Raw genomic sequence first — 13,126 nt, forward strand, 5'->3', positions numbered from 1 at the left:
TTAAACTGGCTAAAAAATCATATTTCATTATATTGCCGTATTTTCTGATAAAAACATGAAGCAATTAAAATCGTGGAACATTTTAAGTCGGTTAAAATTCCATTTAACCAATTCAGTTCTGATTACTTTAGGTTTGTTGGTGGTCTTGTTGTGCGCCTGCAAGCAAAAGACTCATGATTATTACGCGGGCATAATTATAGATGAGTTTGGAAAACCAATTGAAGGTGTTTTCGTTAAAGAAGATTTGGCAGATAAATATGCCGGTACAACCACAACTGATAAGAACGGATTTTTCAAACTTAAAGCGAGTACTTTCGAAGGATTAATTCTCAGAAAAGAGGGCTACATTACCGATACTGTGCCAATGGTTTGGCACCATGCCGGTGAAACAACAGAATATTCGCGTTTAATTACCGAAGACAGCAGTAAACATGAATTGCAAAAAGTTAATGGAAGAGCAATTGTATTTCTGCATGAGGAATTTAAAAATAGACCCGAGTTTTTTCAGATAACAAATCCAAAGTTTAAACCTGATAGTTTGTTTGGAATTTGGATGGAAGATGAAAATAATGGATTTAAAATTACCAAAGACAGGTACTACGCTTATGGTTTTAATGGTAACAGAAACATGCGCTACACCTTGAAAAATGACACCCTAACCGTTTTAAAGATGACTATTATTTCTACAGAAAAGGAATAATTAAAAAATTGGAAAGTGATGGTTTAGAGATATTATGGAACAAACAAGAACTGCTACGCTACACAAAAAAATAAGATGAAAAAAATAATTTCAGCTGTGCTTTTCGCAATCGCCTTTACGGCTTGTAATGAAAGCAAAAAACCAAATGAAAATACCACGAAGCACATTGATACTGCGCAGACAATACAGCAGAAAACGGTAAGTAAAACCTTAACGGAGAAGGAAAAGTTAATTGCCGACTTAAATAGATTTAAAGTTGCCGTGCAAACTAAGAATAAGAAAGAAATAGCCACTTTCTTCAACTTTCCTGTGGCAGATAGCACTTTAACAATTTACGATATCAACGCGGATTTTGACAAACAACGCATTGAAAACGGGAATAAACTTACTAAAGAAATGTTTAACGATAATTTTGAAAGGTTGTACGAGTATTGGGATTTCGAAGAGTTCACAAATCTTTTTAAGTTTTTAAAATTAAATGAGCTAAGCGAAAAAAATACACTCGAGTATGTACATAAACCTAAAAATGAAGGTTGCTATTTTATGTACAGTATCAAACATATAGATAATGAAGTAACGATAAGTTATGGCACCAATACAAATGGCGACTACTCAAAGAAACATCCTGATGAGGAGGAAGTATGCGGCGAATATCTATCAGCATGGGTGTTTAGCTGGAATGGCCAAAAACTGACCTTTAAAAAGCAATTGTTTGCTGGCTAATACATTTTTATCGAATGTCTTGTTTCCGACTACTTATGGGTTAAAGGGCTATTTTGTTTTCTTGAAAACCATGCAGATAGAAAGGGTTGGAACAAAAAACATTTTGCGTATAGCTCAAGATTTTCTCCCTGAATTTCCCAGCTAAATTACAATCAAACTTTTACCCAAAATGAAAAATTTAACCCGCTTGTTCAAATCCGCTTTATGGCTCTGCTTAATTGGAGTGCTGCTTATTGTTGCCACAAATTATTTCGTAAAAAGTAAGACCAAAAATCTGATTTATACTTCTGAAAAAGACACACCAAACACGATGGTTGCCATCATTTTTGGCGCAGGCATAAATGGCAATAAACCGAGCAAATATTTAAAAGACAGGCTGGATGCTGGCATTTTGCTTTACAAGACTAACAAAGTAGCTAAATTTTGCTGTCGGGCGATAATGGACAGGATGAGCACGACGAACTTACCGTAATGAAGTTATATTGCTATGAAAATGGCGTGGATACCAATAAAATTTATGTCGATTACGCAGGTTTTGATAGCTACTCGACCATGTATAGGGCCAAGAAAATTTTCAAAGTTGATTCGGCAATTCTGGTTTCTCAAAAATATCACCTTAACCGTTGCATTTATATTGGGAATAAACTCGGTATAAAATCATGCGGATTTTCTGCAAATAAAGGCGAGTACTTAGGCTACAAATATGTTTCATTCCGCGAATGCCTGGCAATTACTAAAGCCGTTATCGATGTTTGGCGGGGCCGCGAACCCCGGTTTTTAGGCGAAACTATAGATATTAACGGAAAGGCTAATTATACAAAAGACCTATCGAAGTAGCCCGCATTCAATGAAAAAACCTGAACTTTTCCTCTACCTGTCTATGGCGGCACTGGCGTCTTCCTTGCTGTCCTGGTTTGTAGACATTGCAGGCTTGGTTTTGGCTGTACCTGTGGCAATGCTCACCCGGAATGAGCTAAAAAAGTTGGCGCTTAAAGTGTCAGATTATAGTTCAAAAGAAATTAAACATTTAAAAATTGCCAGAATTTTATCTATCGTCAGCATCATCATTTCAGCGTAAATAATCGCTTACGGAATATGTATTTTGGTGCTGGTTACAATGGGATTTTTAGGATATTAAAGAGAACATTAGTTGCTATAAACCCCTTAATTTACGTTCAGCTTGTATCTTTTTGATACTTCCTAAATTAGCCAGTACAATAGGCATTAACGCAATTGGAATCACGGTTAGTGGTGTAAAGCCTTTCTTAAAAGTTAAAAACATGCTTAGTGCAAACAATACAAATAACATTCCTGCAAGCGTGTAAGTTACCGACTTTACCATTTTTTCTCTTTTGAGCAATTCTTCATTGCTTAATTCCTCTAATTTTATCTCGGTCATTTCAATTTTTCATTAATTGTTAATTCCATATTTTTAATTGAGGCAGCCGGCGATATCTTGATTGTTCTACTTCCTTTAGCTATATAAAAATAGTAAACACTATTTACGTCAATCAGGTAAATTGTTTCAGAGTCGCCGGTACTATAATTTAAAATGTGGTTGTATTTGAGCGAATTCGAATTTATTTTCGCCGCCAGCCTTTTTCCCTGGCCAAAACCAATGCCAATAAAAAAAGAAAATAAGCCACAGGCAAAAAGAACGGCAAAAAAGCTGGTGAAATGATTCGCCACCTTTTCTTCGCTAAGCGTTTCCGCATTTTTTAGTCCTGATAATTTTTGTGCCCATTTTTTATCGAGCCTTTTCGCTAAAAAAGCAGGATATGCGTACAAAATAATTGCGAAAATTATAACCGCCACGAATACAATAAGGTTTGATGTTAGAGTAGCAATCGGACTTATTAAAATATCCATCAGACTAGAATATTTTAGAATATTGATGCCAATCTGGTAGTAGAAAATACTCTCTTTGAGTATTCCAAGCACCACCAGAAAAAGGTAACCAAAAGGAAGTAGTTTATGTAAATTATCTGAGAGCTTCATTCTGCGGGCTGCTTGGCGTAGTTTATACCGTTAAAATAGGAAATATTAATTGGCTAAAAAATTTTTACAACACATTCCATTAAACTAAACAGTTTGTTTTAAAATGTAATAACTAAAACCGTAATGGTTGGAAATGATTTAACTTTCATGACTAACAACAAAAGACCAATAAACATATACCTGCTTTACAATGAGTTAACAACAAATAGAACTTCTTTTTCTACGGCTTTAAATTCGTTTTCAGCTATTGCAAATGCCGTTTGGCATAGTCGTTGTAAAGGGCATGTTACATTTTATTAACCGAATTTGCTGCCTACCTCAGCAATTCAAAATTGAAAAAATACTCCTATGAAAAAGACAGTCCAAATTTTTAGCATGCTTTTAATAGCATTAACGGTAATGGCCTCGTGTAAAAAAGACACCGACCCGGCAGACCGTGATTTCTTTGTTGGAACATACAGAGGAACCGTTTCTTACAGCAAAGGTGCTACGCAAATTAACAGCACTGATGGCAAAGTAACCGTGACAAAGGTTAACGACACTTACAGTTTCTTTTTTGGAAACAACATTCCTGATATTACAGGTGTAAAATTTCAGGAAAGTGGCAACACATACATTAGTGTTGGTACCGGCGTAATCGGAATTACGATAGATGCAAGTACCCTAAAAATAGGGGTATCAAACACTAACGGTACCTGGACCGCCAATTGTACCAGATAGCTTACAGAAAAAAAGTCACGGTTTACGCCGTGACTTTTTTCTTATAACTCCTCCTCTTCTTCATCCTCTTCATCGGGCACATAACTTTCAATGGCCTGCCCAATTGCATTTACTTCTTCATCTTCCTCAAAAATTGGAAGCTCAGTTTTGTAATCCATCTTCAACCAAATTGAAGACGTATCTTTCTGAATCTGGATGTACTCTTTTCCATCTTTGAAAATGGTATATGAATCGTTTCCCTCAGGAAAAACCGAATAATTTACCTGGCCTATTTCTATGTCAAATGGTTCTTGCATGGCTAAATTTTTTAACAAAGATAGGGGTTTTAGAAAATTAATTTGAGTTTATAATTAATGATTTGGAAATGGACGGTCCGGTTTTCTTGGAGGTTTTCAGTCCCGCTTTTTGCTGCAACCAAAGCAGAAAAAGCTTTGGGTTTTCGCTGCAATCGGGTTTATAAAACTATGGTTGGTGACTAGCCAGAAATAGCACCGCCAGCGCCTGTTGCTAACCCGATTGGAATGTAAAAGCCCGCAAACGAGGAACGAGTGCGGACTTGTAATGGAAAGCGGGACTACATTAACAAAAAGGCCACTGCAATTGCTTTTCAAAAAAAAAATTAAGAGCAGCATTGCCGGAAATAGACATGTTAAGCCATGCGATTAACCGAAAGACAAAAGCAATTTTCTAATTAATGATTTGGAAATCAAAGGTCCGGTTTTCTTGGAGGTTTTCAGTCCCGCTTTTTGCTGCAACCAAAGCAGAAAAAGCTTTGGGTTTTCGCTGCAATCGGGTTTATAAAACTCTAGTTGTTGACTAGCCAGAAATAGCACCGCCAGCGCCTGTTGCTAAACCCGATTGAAATGTAAAAGCCCGCAAACGAGGAACGAGTGCGGACTTGTAATGGAAAGCGGGNTATGAAACTATGGTTGGTGACTAGCCAGAAATAGCACCGCCAGCGCCTGTTGCTAAACCCGATTGAAATGTAAAAGCCCGCAAACGAGGAACGAGTGCGGACTTGTAATGGAAAGCGGGACTACATKAAYAAAAAGGCTGCTGCAATTGCTTTTCAAAAAAATTTTAAGARCAGCATTKCYGGAAATASACATACWAACCAATGCGATTAACCGAATACTAAAGCATTTTTCTAATTAATGATTTGGAAATGAACGGTCCGGTTTTCTTGGAGGTTTCAGTCCCGCTTTTTGCTGCAACCAAAGCAGAAAAAGCTTTGGGTTTTCGCTGCAATTGGGTTTATGAAACTATGGTTGGTGACTAGCCAGAAATAGCACCGCCAGCGCCTGTTGCTAAACCCGATTGAAATGTAAAAGCCCGCAAACGAGGAACGAGTGCGGACTTGTAATGGAAAGATACACATACTAACCAATGCGATTAACCGAATACTAAAGCATTCTGAGAATTAATGATTTGGAAATGAACGGTCCGGTTTTCTTGGAGGTTTTTAGTCCCGCTTTTTGCTGCAACCAAAGCAGAAAAAGCTTTGGGTTTTCGCTGCAATCGGGTTTATGAAACTATGGTTGTTGACTAGCCAGAAATAGCACCACCAGCGCCTGTTGCTAAACCCGATTGGAATGAAAAAGCCCGCAAACGAGGAACGAGTGCGGACTTGTAATGGAAAGCGGGACTACGTTAACAAAAAGGCCACTGCAATTGCTTTTCAAAAAAAAAAATTAAGAGCAGCATAGCCGGAAATAGACATGTTAAGCCATGCGCTTAACCAAAAAATTACCTGCTCTTGTTTAAAAATTCAGCCAATTGTACTACTTTACACCCAACAATTTACCCTACAGAAAGAAAGATGAAGTTAACGTTTTGGGGCGCTGCGCAACAAGTTACAGGAAGTATGCACCTGCTCGAGGTTGGGCATTATAAAATACTGATAGATTGTGGTTTAGACTACGAAAAGGAAACTTACCAGGAAGATAACCAACAATTTCCTTTCGACCCGGCTAGTATAAATTTGGTGATTTTAACGCATGCACATATAGACCATTCTGGTAATTTACCAACGTTGGTACGTATGGGTTTTGGCGGACAAGTACTTTGTACGCCGCCAACAGCCGATTTAACGTCTATCCTTTTGTTCGATTCTGTAGAGCTTTTTTTACGAAAACAAAGTCGCAAGCCCCGTACAAAACGCGGTAATTTTAGTGGCCCGAAACCGCTTTATTTGCATAAGCATGTAATGGATACGATTGATCGTTTTGTTACTATTGCCTTTAACAAGCCATTTAAAATAAATGGAGATATTAGTTTAACTTTTGTACCTGTAGGGCATTTATTAGGCGCCGCAGCTGCGGTATTAACGGTAAATGACAATGGAGCCGAGAAAAAAATTGCGTTTTCCGGTGATATTGGTCGCGAACATTACCCTGTGCTGGTAAAGCCAGAACCTATACCTGAGGTTGATTATTTTGTTTGCGAATCTACTTATGGCGGCCGCTACCACACCAAAGACCAAACCCTGGAGGAAAGATTGGTTAAGGAAATTGAAGAAGCCTGTATTAAAACCCCTGGTCGCCTGATTATTCCAGCGTTTAGTATTGGCAGAACACAATCGCTGGTTTTTGCTTTGAACCAGATTTTTACGAAAAAACTGCTGCCGCCTGTTCAGATTTTCGTTGATAGCCCTATGGCGATTCATGCAACAGATGTTTACCGCAAACATCATGATCTTGTTAACCAGGAGGCGAAAGATTTTTATAAGACCATGGGTGACGAATTTGAATTTGAGCATTTGGCATATGTGCAAACCATGAAAGAAAGTAAGGATGTTTCGAATTATTTCGACCCATGCATCATCATTTCTTCGGCAGGTATGTTAGAAGGGGGCCGCATTCAGGATCACCTTTATTACAACATCCAAAACTACTACTGCACCATTCTTTTTATCGGCTACTGCGCTAAAGGAACGCTCGGCTACAAGCTTTTGAGCGGGGCACCAATCGTTAGGATCAAAGACCGCGAAATGATGGTTTACGCGACCATTCGCCAAACTGATTTGCTTAGCGGCCATGGCGACCATGATGATTTGATGCGAACGGTAAAACAAACCGGCCAGCCAAAACAGGTGTTTCTCGTACATGGCGAAGATAGAAGTTTACAAAGTTTAGCCGCTGCGTTACAGGAAGAGGGTTTCAATGTTGTAGCGCCAGAAAGAGGAGCGGTTTTTGAGATTTAGTTCATTGGGTTGATAAGAAACGCATTAAAATTGCTTCGTGTCTCGCATTGACAATGAGTTGGTTTTTATCGCCTTATCTGCCCATCACCACGCACAACCCACTTATAGCTCGTTAATTCTTCTAAGCCCATTGGCCCGCGGGCGTGTATCTTTTGGGTACTAATTCCAATTTCTGCACCGAGGCCAAATTGCGCTCCATCAGTAAACCCAGTTGATGCATTGGCATAAACTGCGGCCGCGTCCACCTCATTTAAAAACCTTGTAATGTTGGCGGCACTCTCCGAAATTATTGCTTCGCTGTGCTTAGAACTATATTCTGCAATATGATTTAAACCTTCCTGAAAATCATCGACAACTTTTACAGCCATTTTCAGCGATAAAAACTCGGTTCCGAAATGCTCTTTAGTCGCTCTGCTTAAAAGTTGTTCGGGATAAGTAGGTTTCAGTTTTTCATAGCTTTGTTCATCAGCAAAAAGCATTACTTTTCCACCAGCTAAAGGCGCTAAAAGCTCTGGTAAATCTGCCAGGCGGTTTCGATTAATTAACACACAATCCAGCGAATTGCAAACGCTAACCCGCCTGGTTTTTGCATTAAAAATTATGGCTTTTCCTTTCTCTAAATCTCCCGATTCATCAAAATAAGTGTGCACAATACCTGCGCCTGTTTCAATAACGGGGATTTTGCTGTTATCCCGAACGTAGTTAATTAAGGATGAACTACCACGGGGAATTAACACATCTACAAACCCTCTTGCATTCAGCAACGCCTCAGTTGCCGTTCTTTCGGCAGGCAACAGCGTTAAAACATTCGGATCGATTTCGTGCTTTGCCAAAACGTTTTTAATCACTTTTGCAATGGCCAGATTTGAGCATTCGGCATCGCTGCCTCCTTTTAAAACTGCCACGTTTCCTGTTTTAAAACAAAGCGAAAAAACATCGGCGGTAACATTAGGGCGGGCCTCGTAAATTACGCCAACAACACCTAAAGGAACGCGGACTTTTTGAATTCTAAGCTTGTTTTCTAATGTTTTGTCTGAAAGGATATCGCCCAGCGGACTAGCCAGATTAACTACATTTCTAACATCGTTAACAATATCAGCAATACGCTCTTCGGTTAATTTCAGCCTGTCATGCTTTGGGTCTTCGATGGACATTTTTGCTAAGTCCTTTTCATTCTCAATCAGAATTTCCGGCGTATGCAAAATTAAAGCATCCGCCAGATCAGCCAATACGTTATTAGCGGTTTCTTTGCTTAAGCCAACCAACTTTCGGCTTGCTTGTTTTGCATTTTCGAAGTATTGTTTATAGTTCATTTTTATAGTATCAATGCCTTTCAGGTTGTTAGCGCTGTGCCAGCAGATTTGCGCAAATTCAACAGAAAGTAACGGATTTCTTGTCCTTTTTTTACACTTGTAACTTAAATTGCAGCGTAAAAGTAATCGTAGTGTACCAAAGCTTTTTGCTTTTTCTGGCCAATTCTTTCTCTTGCTTTTTCCGAACCATATTCTGCAATGCCTAAACCGATGAGCTGGTTATTTTCATCAATTATTTTAATTATGTCGCCTTTTAAAAAGTCAGATTGTATTTCGACAATGCCGACCGGCAACAAGCTTGTTGCCTTACCCGAGGTAAGCACACTTTTCGCTCCATCGTTTAATTTAACTACACCCGTTGCAGAAGTTTCTGAATGCGCAATCCATTTCTTTTTGCCCGATTTTGACTTTTCCGGAGCAAAACGGGTATGAACGAGTTCATTTTTCAACAAAGAATTAAGCACATCGTCAGTAGTTCCATTTGCAATGTGAACCGTTATGCCCAGTTTCGCCACTTTTTGCGCCATGGTAGATTTCGTAATCATGCCCCCGCGACCGAATTGTGATTTTCCTGTTTGGATAAATGATGCGAGATTTAAAGCAGAACCTGATATTTCTTCAATCACAGCCGAGCCTGCAACTTTTGGGTCGCCATTGTAAATTCCGTTTACATTAGAAAGGATAACCAGCGCATCGGCATTTAACATCGAGGCAATTAATCCGGCCAGTTCATCATTATCTGTGAACATGAGTTCGGTTACAGAAACCACATCGTTCTCATTTACCACCGGAATAACTTCGTTTTGCAGCAAAATCTGCATACAGTTCTTCATATTAAGGTAATGTGCCCTATCGCGAAAATCTTCTTTGGTAACCAAAACCTGGGCGCATTTTATTTTATGAACGTCGAAGAAATTAGCGTAAGTATTTATCAGTTTTACCTGACCAATAGCCGCCAGAAGTTGACGTGTGGTAACGGCGTCTTGCTTTTCCGAAACCTTAATTAAACTCCTGCCAGATGCCACAGCACCCGAAGAAACCAGGATTACTTCGATTCCCTGCTTTTTGATTTCAGCAAGCTGATTAACCAGGTGCTGAATACGCGATTCGTCTGGTAGCCCGTTCTCCTGTGTAATTACATTCGACCCGATTTTGACAACTATCTTTTTATACCCTAAATTCATTTGGCTCCTTCCAACCCTCACCACCAATGAAGGTTTTGTTAGAAAATTAAGCGGCAATTTAACATCTATTTTTTTCCAAAAGGAATACAATTAAGATGATTAGGAATTTTTGCGAAAATGATAATTTGGCGCCAGATTTTTCACCGAAGATTAACTGGCTGGTAATAGAGTTTTACATGAAGCAATTTTCAAATGCCGCCATGCCTTGGGCAGCTCATTTAAATACGTGCACTAAAAACCTACAAGGCTTTAAGCAATAGCAAGCATCAGGAACGACAAGCTTAAACTTATTGCGATGCAAAACCGGGCTCTGTTTTACAGGAAACGACCTTAATATATTCTAAATCAATTTGAAGCAAAAATTCGTTAAATTGCATCGACCTCAACCGAACCATCATGATGAAACGTATATTACCCTCGCTATTTTTGCTTGGCGCAATTACAGCCTGCAACAACCCAAAAAAACAAGAAATGAAACCAATTAAATGGCCAGATGCTAAACCTCCAATAGCCGAAATTAACCCGCATAAAAGAATTATCCATGGCGATACCGTGGTAGATAACTATTACTGGATGATTGATTATTTTAAGAAAGGGCCAGACAGCACCAAGGTGGTAGATTATTTAAAAGCAGAAAACAAATACCTTGATGTAATGATGAAAAGTACTGATGCTTTTCAGTCTGATTTATTCAAAGAAATGAAGGCCCGCATTAAAGAAAAAGATGAATCGGTGCCTGTTTTAAAAAATGGTTATTTCTACTATAGCCGAACAGAAGATGGGCAGCAATATTACAAATATTGCCGTAAAAAAGGCAGTTTGGCCGCCGCAGAAGAAGTTTTACTTGATGTTGATGCCTTGGCAAAAGGTCATTCATATTACAGTGCAACCGGTTTTAGCGTTAGTCCTGATAACAAATTACTCGCTTTTGGTGTCGATAAAGTTTCACGAAGACAATACACTATTCAGGTTAAAAACCTGGAAACCGGCGAGATTTACAAAGATGCTATTCCAAACACCGAAGGTGGCGTAGCTTGGGCAAATGATAATAAAACTTTCTTTTATACCTCGAAAAATCCAATAACGTTATTAAGTGAAAAGATTAAAAAACATGTACTTAGAACGGATGCTAAAAGCGATGCGATAGTGTATGATGAAAAGGATAATTCGAACTACATTGGCGTTAGCAAATCAAAAAACGGACGATACATTTTTATTGGCTCTCAAGGGACTTTAACTTCTGAGTATAGGATGATAAACGCAGACCAGCCTGAATCGGCGTTCAAAGTTTTTTCGCCCAGATTTAAAGACGTTTTGTATGATGTGCTACCCGTTGATGATAAATTTTATATCGTAACCAACTGGAATGCAAAAAATTTCCGGCTGATGGAATGCCCATTGGATAAAACCGCAAAGGAAAATTGGAAAGAAGTGATTCCAAACCGTAAAGATGTTTTACTGGAGTATGGCGATGAATTTAAAAATTACCTGGTTTTATCTGAGCGTAAAAACGGACTAACAGAATTACGGGTTTTGAAAAAAGACGGAAGCGATTATTACCTTAAATTTGATGAACCTGTATATGCTGCAGGAATCGGCTCTAATCCCGAATACAACGGAAAAACCCTCCGCTATTCTTACACTTCGTTAACCACTCCGAGCGCTACTTACGATTACGATTTGGAGCAAAAAACTAAAAAGTTAATGAAACAGCAGGAAGTTCTTGGTGGCTACAATCCTAACGATTACGCAACAGAACGCGTTTTTGCAACTGCAAAAGATGGAACCAAAATACCGGTGGCATTGGTTTACAAAAAAGGTTTTGAAAAAAACGGCAAGGCACCGCTTCTACTGTATGCATATGGCTCTTATGGCTCAAGTACCGATGCCACTTTTTCTTCTCCGAGGTTAAGTTTGCTAAATCGAGGCTTTGTTTTCGCTATCGCGAACATTCGCGGCGGACAAGAAATGGGCCGCCAGTGGTATGAAGACGGAAAGCTGATGAAGAAGAAAAACACCTTTACTGATTTCATTGCTGCAGGCGAATATTTGGTTGAACAGAAATATACCTCGAAAGCCCATTTATATGCCCATGGAGGCAGCGCAGGCGGATTATTAATGGGTGCGGTAGTAAACTTGGCGCCAGATTTATGGCATGGCGTAATCGCCGACGTTCCATTTGTTGATGTTGTAAATACCATGTTGGATGAAAGCATTCCGTTAACCACCAACGAGTTCGATGAATGGGGAAATCCGAAGAAAAAAGATGCCTACGACTATATGAAAAGCTATTCTCCTTATGAAAACGTAGAGAAGAAAGCCTACCCAAATATGTTGGTTACAACCGGTTTACACGATAGTCAGGTGCAATATTTTGAACCGGCAAAATGGGTTGCTAAACTGCGTGCCACAAAGACTGATAAGAATGTTCTATTTCTCAAAACAAATATGGAATTCGGCCACGGCGGAGCATCCGGCAGGTTCGATTATTTGAAAGACGTATCGTTAAGGTGGGCATTTCTATTTGCACTCGAAGGCATTGAAAAATAAAATATTTTGCGGGGCATTATCAAAATTTAAGAACGCAAGCGAAAGGAACCAAACGTGCTCAATTATTTTAAGCTTAAGAAATAATTTATTTTTTGAAGCGCTAGAGCAGTRATTCTTCGCTTKGGTTCTGTCCCGCCAATACTGCAATCTTTTGGCCATGGTTTGCAGGATTATGAAAGTACCAGCAACCAAAAGTATTTCCATTTATGTCGGTGCTATTTAACAAAGTATTGCNTTCTGTCCCGCCAATACTGCAATCTTTTGGCCATGGTTTGCAGGATTATGAAAGTACCAGCAACCAAAAGTATTTCCATTTATGTCGGTGCTATTTAACAAAGTATTGCTTAGCCTGCCTTATTTTTTACTCCATTTTGCATTTAATTTTATGGTCTTTGGAACCAACCTTTGTTTCTAAACCCGATAGAGCCGGGTAGCCCGCAGCGAGGTACGAGCAAGGCTACAGGCGATAGCGGGGCTACAAGCCGCCATGATCGCAGAACCTTTCATNGTTTCTAAACCCGATAGAGCCGGGTAGCCCGCAGCGAGGTACGAGCAAGGCTACAGGCGATAGCGGGGCTACAAGCCGCCATGATCGCAGAACCTTTCATTTCCAAAAAATCTTTCTGCATAATAAAAGCGAGAAATGATTTTTTGAAGCGCAAAGCCTGTAATTCTTCGCTTGGTTCTGTCCCGCCAATACTGCAATCTTTTGGCGATAGTTTGCAAGATTATGAAA

The 13,126-nt window shown here is 39.3% G+C and carries 13 protein-coding genes; 8 read left to right on the plus strand and 5 right to left on the minus strand.

Annotation, left to right across the window (positions count from 1 at the left end; genetic code table 11):
- Positions 1-55 precede the first annotated feature (55 nt).
- The 5 genes from ASG14_RS00635 to ASG14_RS00650 all read left to right on the plus strand — a co-directional run bounded on the left by ASG14_RS00635 (position 56) and on the right by ASG14_RS00650 (position 2,501).
- On the plus strand, positions 56-700 hold the full coding sequence (locus ASG14_RS00635; protein ID WP_056869145.1) for a carboxypeptidase-like regulatory domain-containing protein: 645 nt from the start codon (positions 56-58) through the stop codon (positions 698-700).
- 75 nt (positions 701-775) lie between these two features.
- The gene (locus tag ASG14_RS00640) at positions 776-1,423 is read left to right on the plus strand and encodes a hypothetical protein (protein WP_056869146.1); all 648 of its coding nucleotides are present in this window, start codon (positions 776-778) and stop codon (positions 1,421-1,423) included.
- A 169-nt stretch (positions 1,424-1,592) separates the two neighbouring features.
- Positions 1,593-1,895 carry a hypothetical protein gene (locus ASG14_RS20400; RefSeq protein ID WP_200940302.1) on the plus strand — a complete coding sequence of 101 codons (303 nt, stop codon included), beginning with the start codon at positions 1,593-1,595 and terminating at the stop codon, positions 1,893-1,895.
- Positions 1,895-2,260, plus strand: coding sequence for a vancomycin high temperature exclusion protein (locus ASG14_RS20405; RefSeq protein ID WP_235528473.1), 366 nt, complete (start codon positions 1,895-1,897; stop codon positions 2,258-2,260). Before ASG14_RS20400 ends, ASG14_RS20405 begins: the two co-directional genes overlap by 1 nt.
- 10 nt (positions 2,261-2,270) lie before the next feature.
- Positions 2,271-2,501: a hypothetical protein gene (locus tag ASG14_RS00650; RefSeq protein WP_056869147.1), complete on the plus strand. Its 231-nt coding sequence runs from the start codon at positions 2,271-2,273 to the stop codon at positions 2,499-2,501.
- A 75-nt stretch (positions 2,502-2,576) separates the two neighbouring features.
- Here the strand turns inward: ASG14_RS00650 and ASG14_RS00655 are convergent, their stop codons facing one another.
- Both ASG14_RS00655 and ASG14_RS00660 read right to left on the minus strand, forming a co-directional pair.
- Positions 2,577-2,822 carry a hypothetical protein gene (locus ASG14_RS00655; protein WP_056869148.1) on the minus strand — a complete coding sequence of 82 codons (246 nt, stop codon included), beginning with the start codon at positions 2,820-2,822 and terminating at the stop codon, positions 2,577-2,579.
- Complete coding sequence (locus ASG14_RS00660) at positions 2,819-3,421, minus strand: hypothetical protein (RefSeq protein ID WP_056869149.1); 603 nt, start codon at positions 3,419-3,421, stop codon at positions 2,819-2,821. Before ASG14_RS00660 ends, ASG14_RS00655 begins: the two co-directional genes overlap by 4 nt.
- A gap of 348 nt (positions 3,422-3,769) precedes the next feature.
- Between ASG14_RS00660 and ASG14_RS00665 the strand changes: the two genes are divergently transcribed.
- Positions 3,770-4,141, plus strand: a complete 372-nt coding sequence (locus tag ASG14_RS00665) for a hypothetical protein (protein ID WP_056869150.1) — start codon at positions 3,770-3,772, stop codon at positions 4,139-4,141.
- A gap of 41 nt (positions 4,142-4,182) precedes the next feature.
- Here ASG14_RS00665 and ASG14_RS00670 read toward each other — a convergent pair whose 3' ends face one another.
- The gene (locus ASG14_RS00670; protein ID WP_056869151.1) at positions 4,183-4,437 is read right to left on the minus strand and encodes a hypothetical protein; all 255 of its coding nucleotides are present in this window, start codon (positions 4,435-4,437) and stop codon (positions 4,183-4,185) included.
- A 1,523-nt stretch (positions 4,438-5,960) separates the two neighbouring features.
- Here ASG14_RS00670 and ASG14_RS00675 point away from each other — a divergent pair.
- Positions 5,961-7,343: an MBL fold metallo-hydrolase RNA specificity domain-containing protein gene (locus ASG14_RS00675; protein WP_056869152.1), complete on the plus strand. Its 1,383-nt coding sequence runs from the start codon at positions 5,961-5,963 to the stop codon at positions 7,341-7,343.
- A 65-nt stretch (positions 7,344-7,408) separates the two neighbouring features.
- On the opposite strand, the gene ASG14_RS00680 is transcribed toward ASG14_RS00675, so the two are convergent.
- Together ASG14_RS00680 and proB are read right to left on the minus strand one after the other, a co-directional pair.
- The gene (locus ASG14_RS00680; protein ID WP_056869153.1) at positions 7,409-8,656 is read right to left on the minus strand and encodes a glutamate-5-semialdehyde dehydrogenase; all 1,248 of its coding nucleotides are present in this window, start codon (positions 8,654-8,656) and stop codon (positions 7,409-7,411) included.
- Positions 8,657-8,760: 104 nt separating this feature from the next.
- Positions 8,761-9,840 carry a glutamate 5-kinase gene (gene proB, locus ASG14_RS00685; RefSeq protein WP_056870181.1) on the minus strand — a complete coding sequence of 360 codons (1,080 nt, stop codon included), beginning with the start codon at positions 9,838-9,840 and terminating at the stop codon, positions 8,761-8,763.
- Positions 9,841-10,236: 396 nt separating this feature from the next.
- Here proB and ASG14_RS00690 point away from each other — a divergent pair, with 396 nt between their 5' ends.
- Positions 10,237-12,390: a S9 family peptidase gene (locus ASG14_RS00690; RefSeq protein WP_235528474.1), complete on the plus strand. Its 2,154-nt coding sequence runs from the start codon at positions 10,237-10,239 to the stop codon at positions 12,388-12,390.
- The last annotated feature ends 736 nt before the right edge of the window (positions 12,391-13,126 follow it).

It is taken from the genome of Pedobacter sp. Leaf194 (assembly GCF_001423945.1).
Classification (GTDB): Bacteria; Bacteroidota; Bacteroidia; order Sphingobacteriales; family Sphingobacteriaceae; genus Pedobacter.

Excerpts from the sequence above, each read along its gene's own strand:
- ASG14_RS20405 (WP_235528473.1), top strand. The coding sequence starts at position 1,895 with ATGAAGTTATATTGCTATGAAAATGGCGTGGATACCAATAAAATTTAT.
- ASG14_RS00640 (WP_056869146.1), top strand. The coding sequence starts at position 776 with ATGAAAAAAATAATTTCAGCTGTGCTTTTCGCAATCGCCTTTACGGCT.
- proB (WP_056870181.1), bottom strand. The coding sequence starts at position 9,840 with ATGAATTTAGGGTATAAAAAGATAGTTGTCAAAATCGGGTCGAATGTA.
- ASG14_RS00690 (WP_235528474.1), top strand. The coding sequence starts at position 10,237 with ATGATGAAACGTATATTACCCTCGCTATTTTTGCTTGGCGCAATTACA.
- ASG14_RS00675 (WP_056869152.1), top strand. The coding sequence starts at position 5,961 with ATGAAGTTAACGTTTTGGGGCGCTGCGCAACAAGTTACAGGAAGTATG.
- ASG14_RS00650 (WP_056869147.1), top strand. The coding sequence starts at position 2,271 with ATGAAAAAACCTGAACTTTTCCTCTACCTGTCTATGGCGGCACTGGCG.
- ASG14_RS00680 (WP_056869153.1), bottom strand. The coding sequence starts at position 8,656 with ATGAACTATAAACAATACTTCGAAAATGCAAAACAAGCAAGCCGAAAG.
- ASG14_RS00665 (WP_056869150.1), top strand. The coding sequence starts at position 3,770 with ATGAAAAAGACAGTCCAAATTTTTAGCATGCTTTTAATAGCATTAACG.
- ASG14_RS00635 (WP_056869145.1), top strand. The coding sequence starts at position 56 with ATGAAGCAATTAAAATCGTGGAACATTTTAAGTCGGTTAAAATTCCAT.
- ASG14_RS20400 (WP_200940302.1), top strand. The coding sequence starts at position 1,593 with ATGAAAAATTTAACCCGCTTGTTCAAATCCGCTTTATGGCTCTGCTTA.
- ASG14_RS00655 (WP_056869148.1), bottom strand. The coding sequence starts at position 2,822 with ATGACCGAGATAAAATTAGAGGAATTAAGCAATGAAGAATTGCTCAAA.
- ASG14_RS00660 (WP_056869149.1), bottom strand. The coding sequence starts at position 3,421 with ATGAAGCTCTCAGATAATTTACATAAACTACTTCCTTTTGGTTACCTT.
- ASG14_RS00670 (WP_056869151.1), bottom strand. The coding sequence starts at position 4,437 with ATGCAAGAACCATTTGACATAGAAATAGGCCAGGTAAATTATTCGGTT.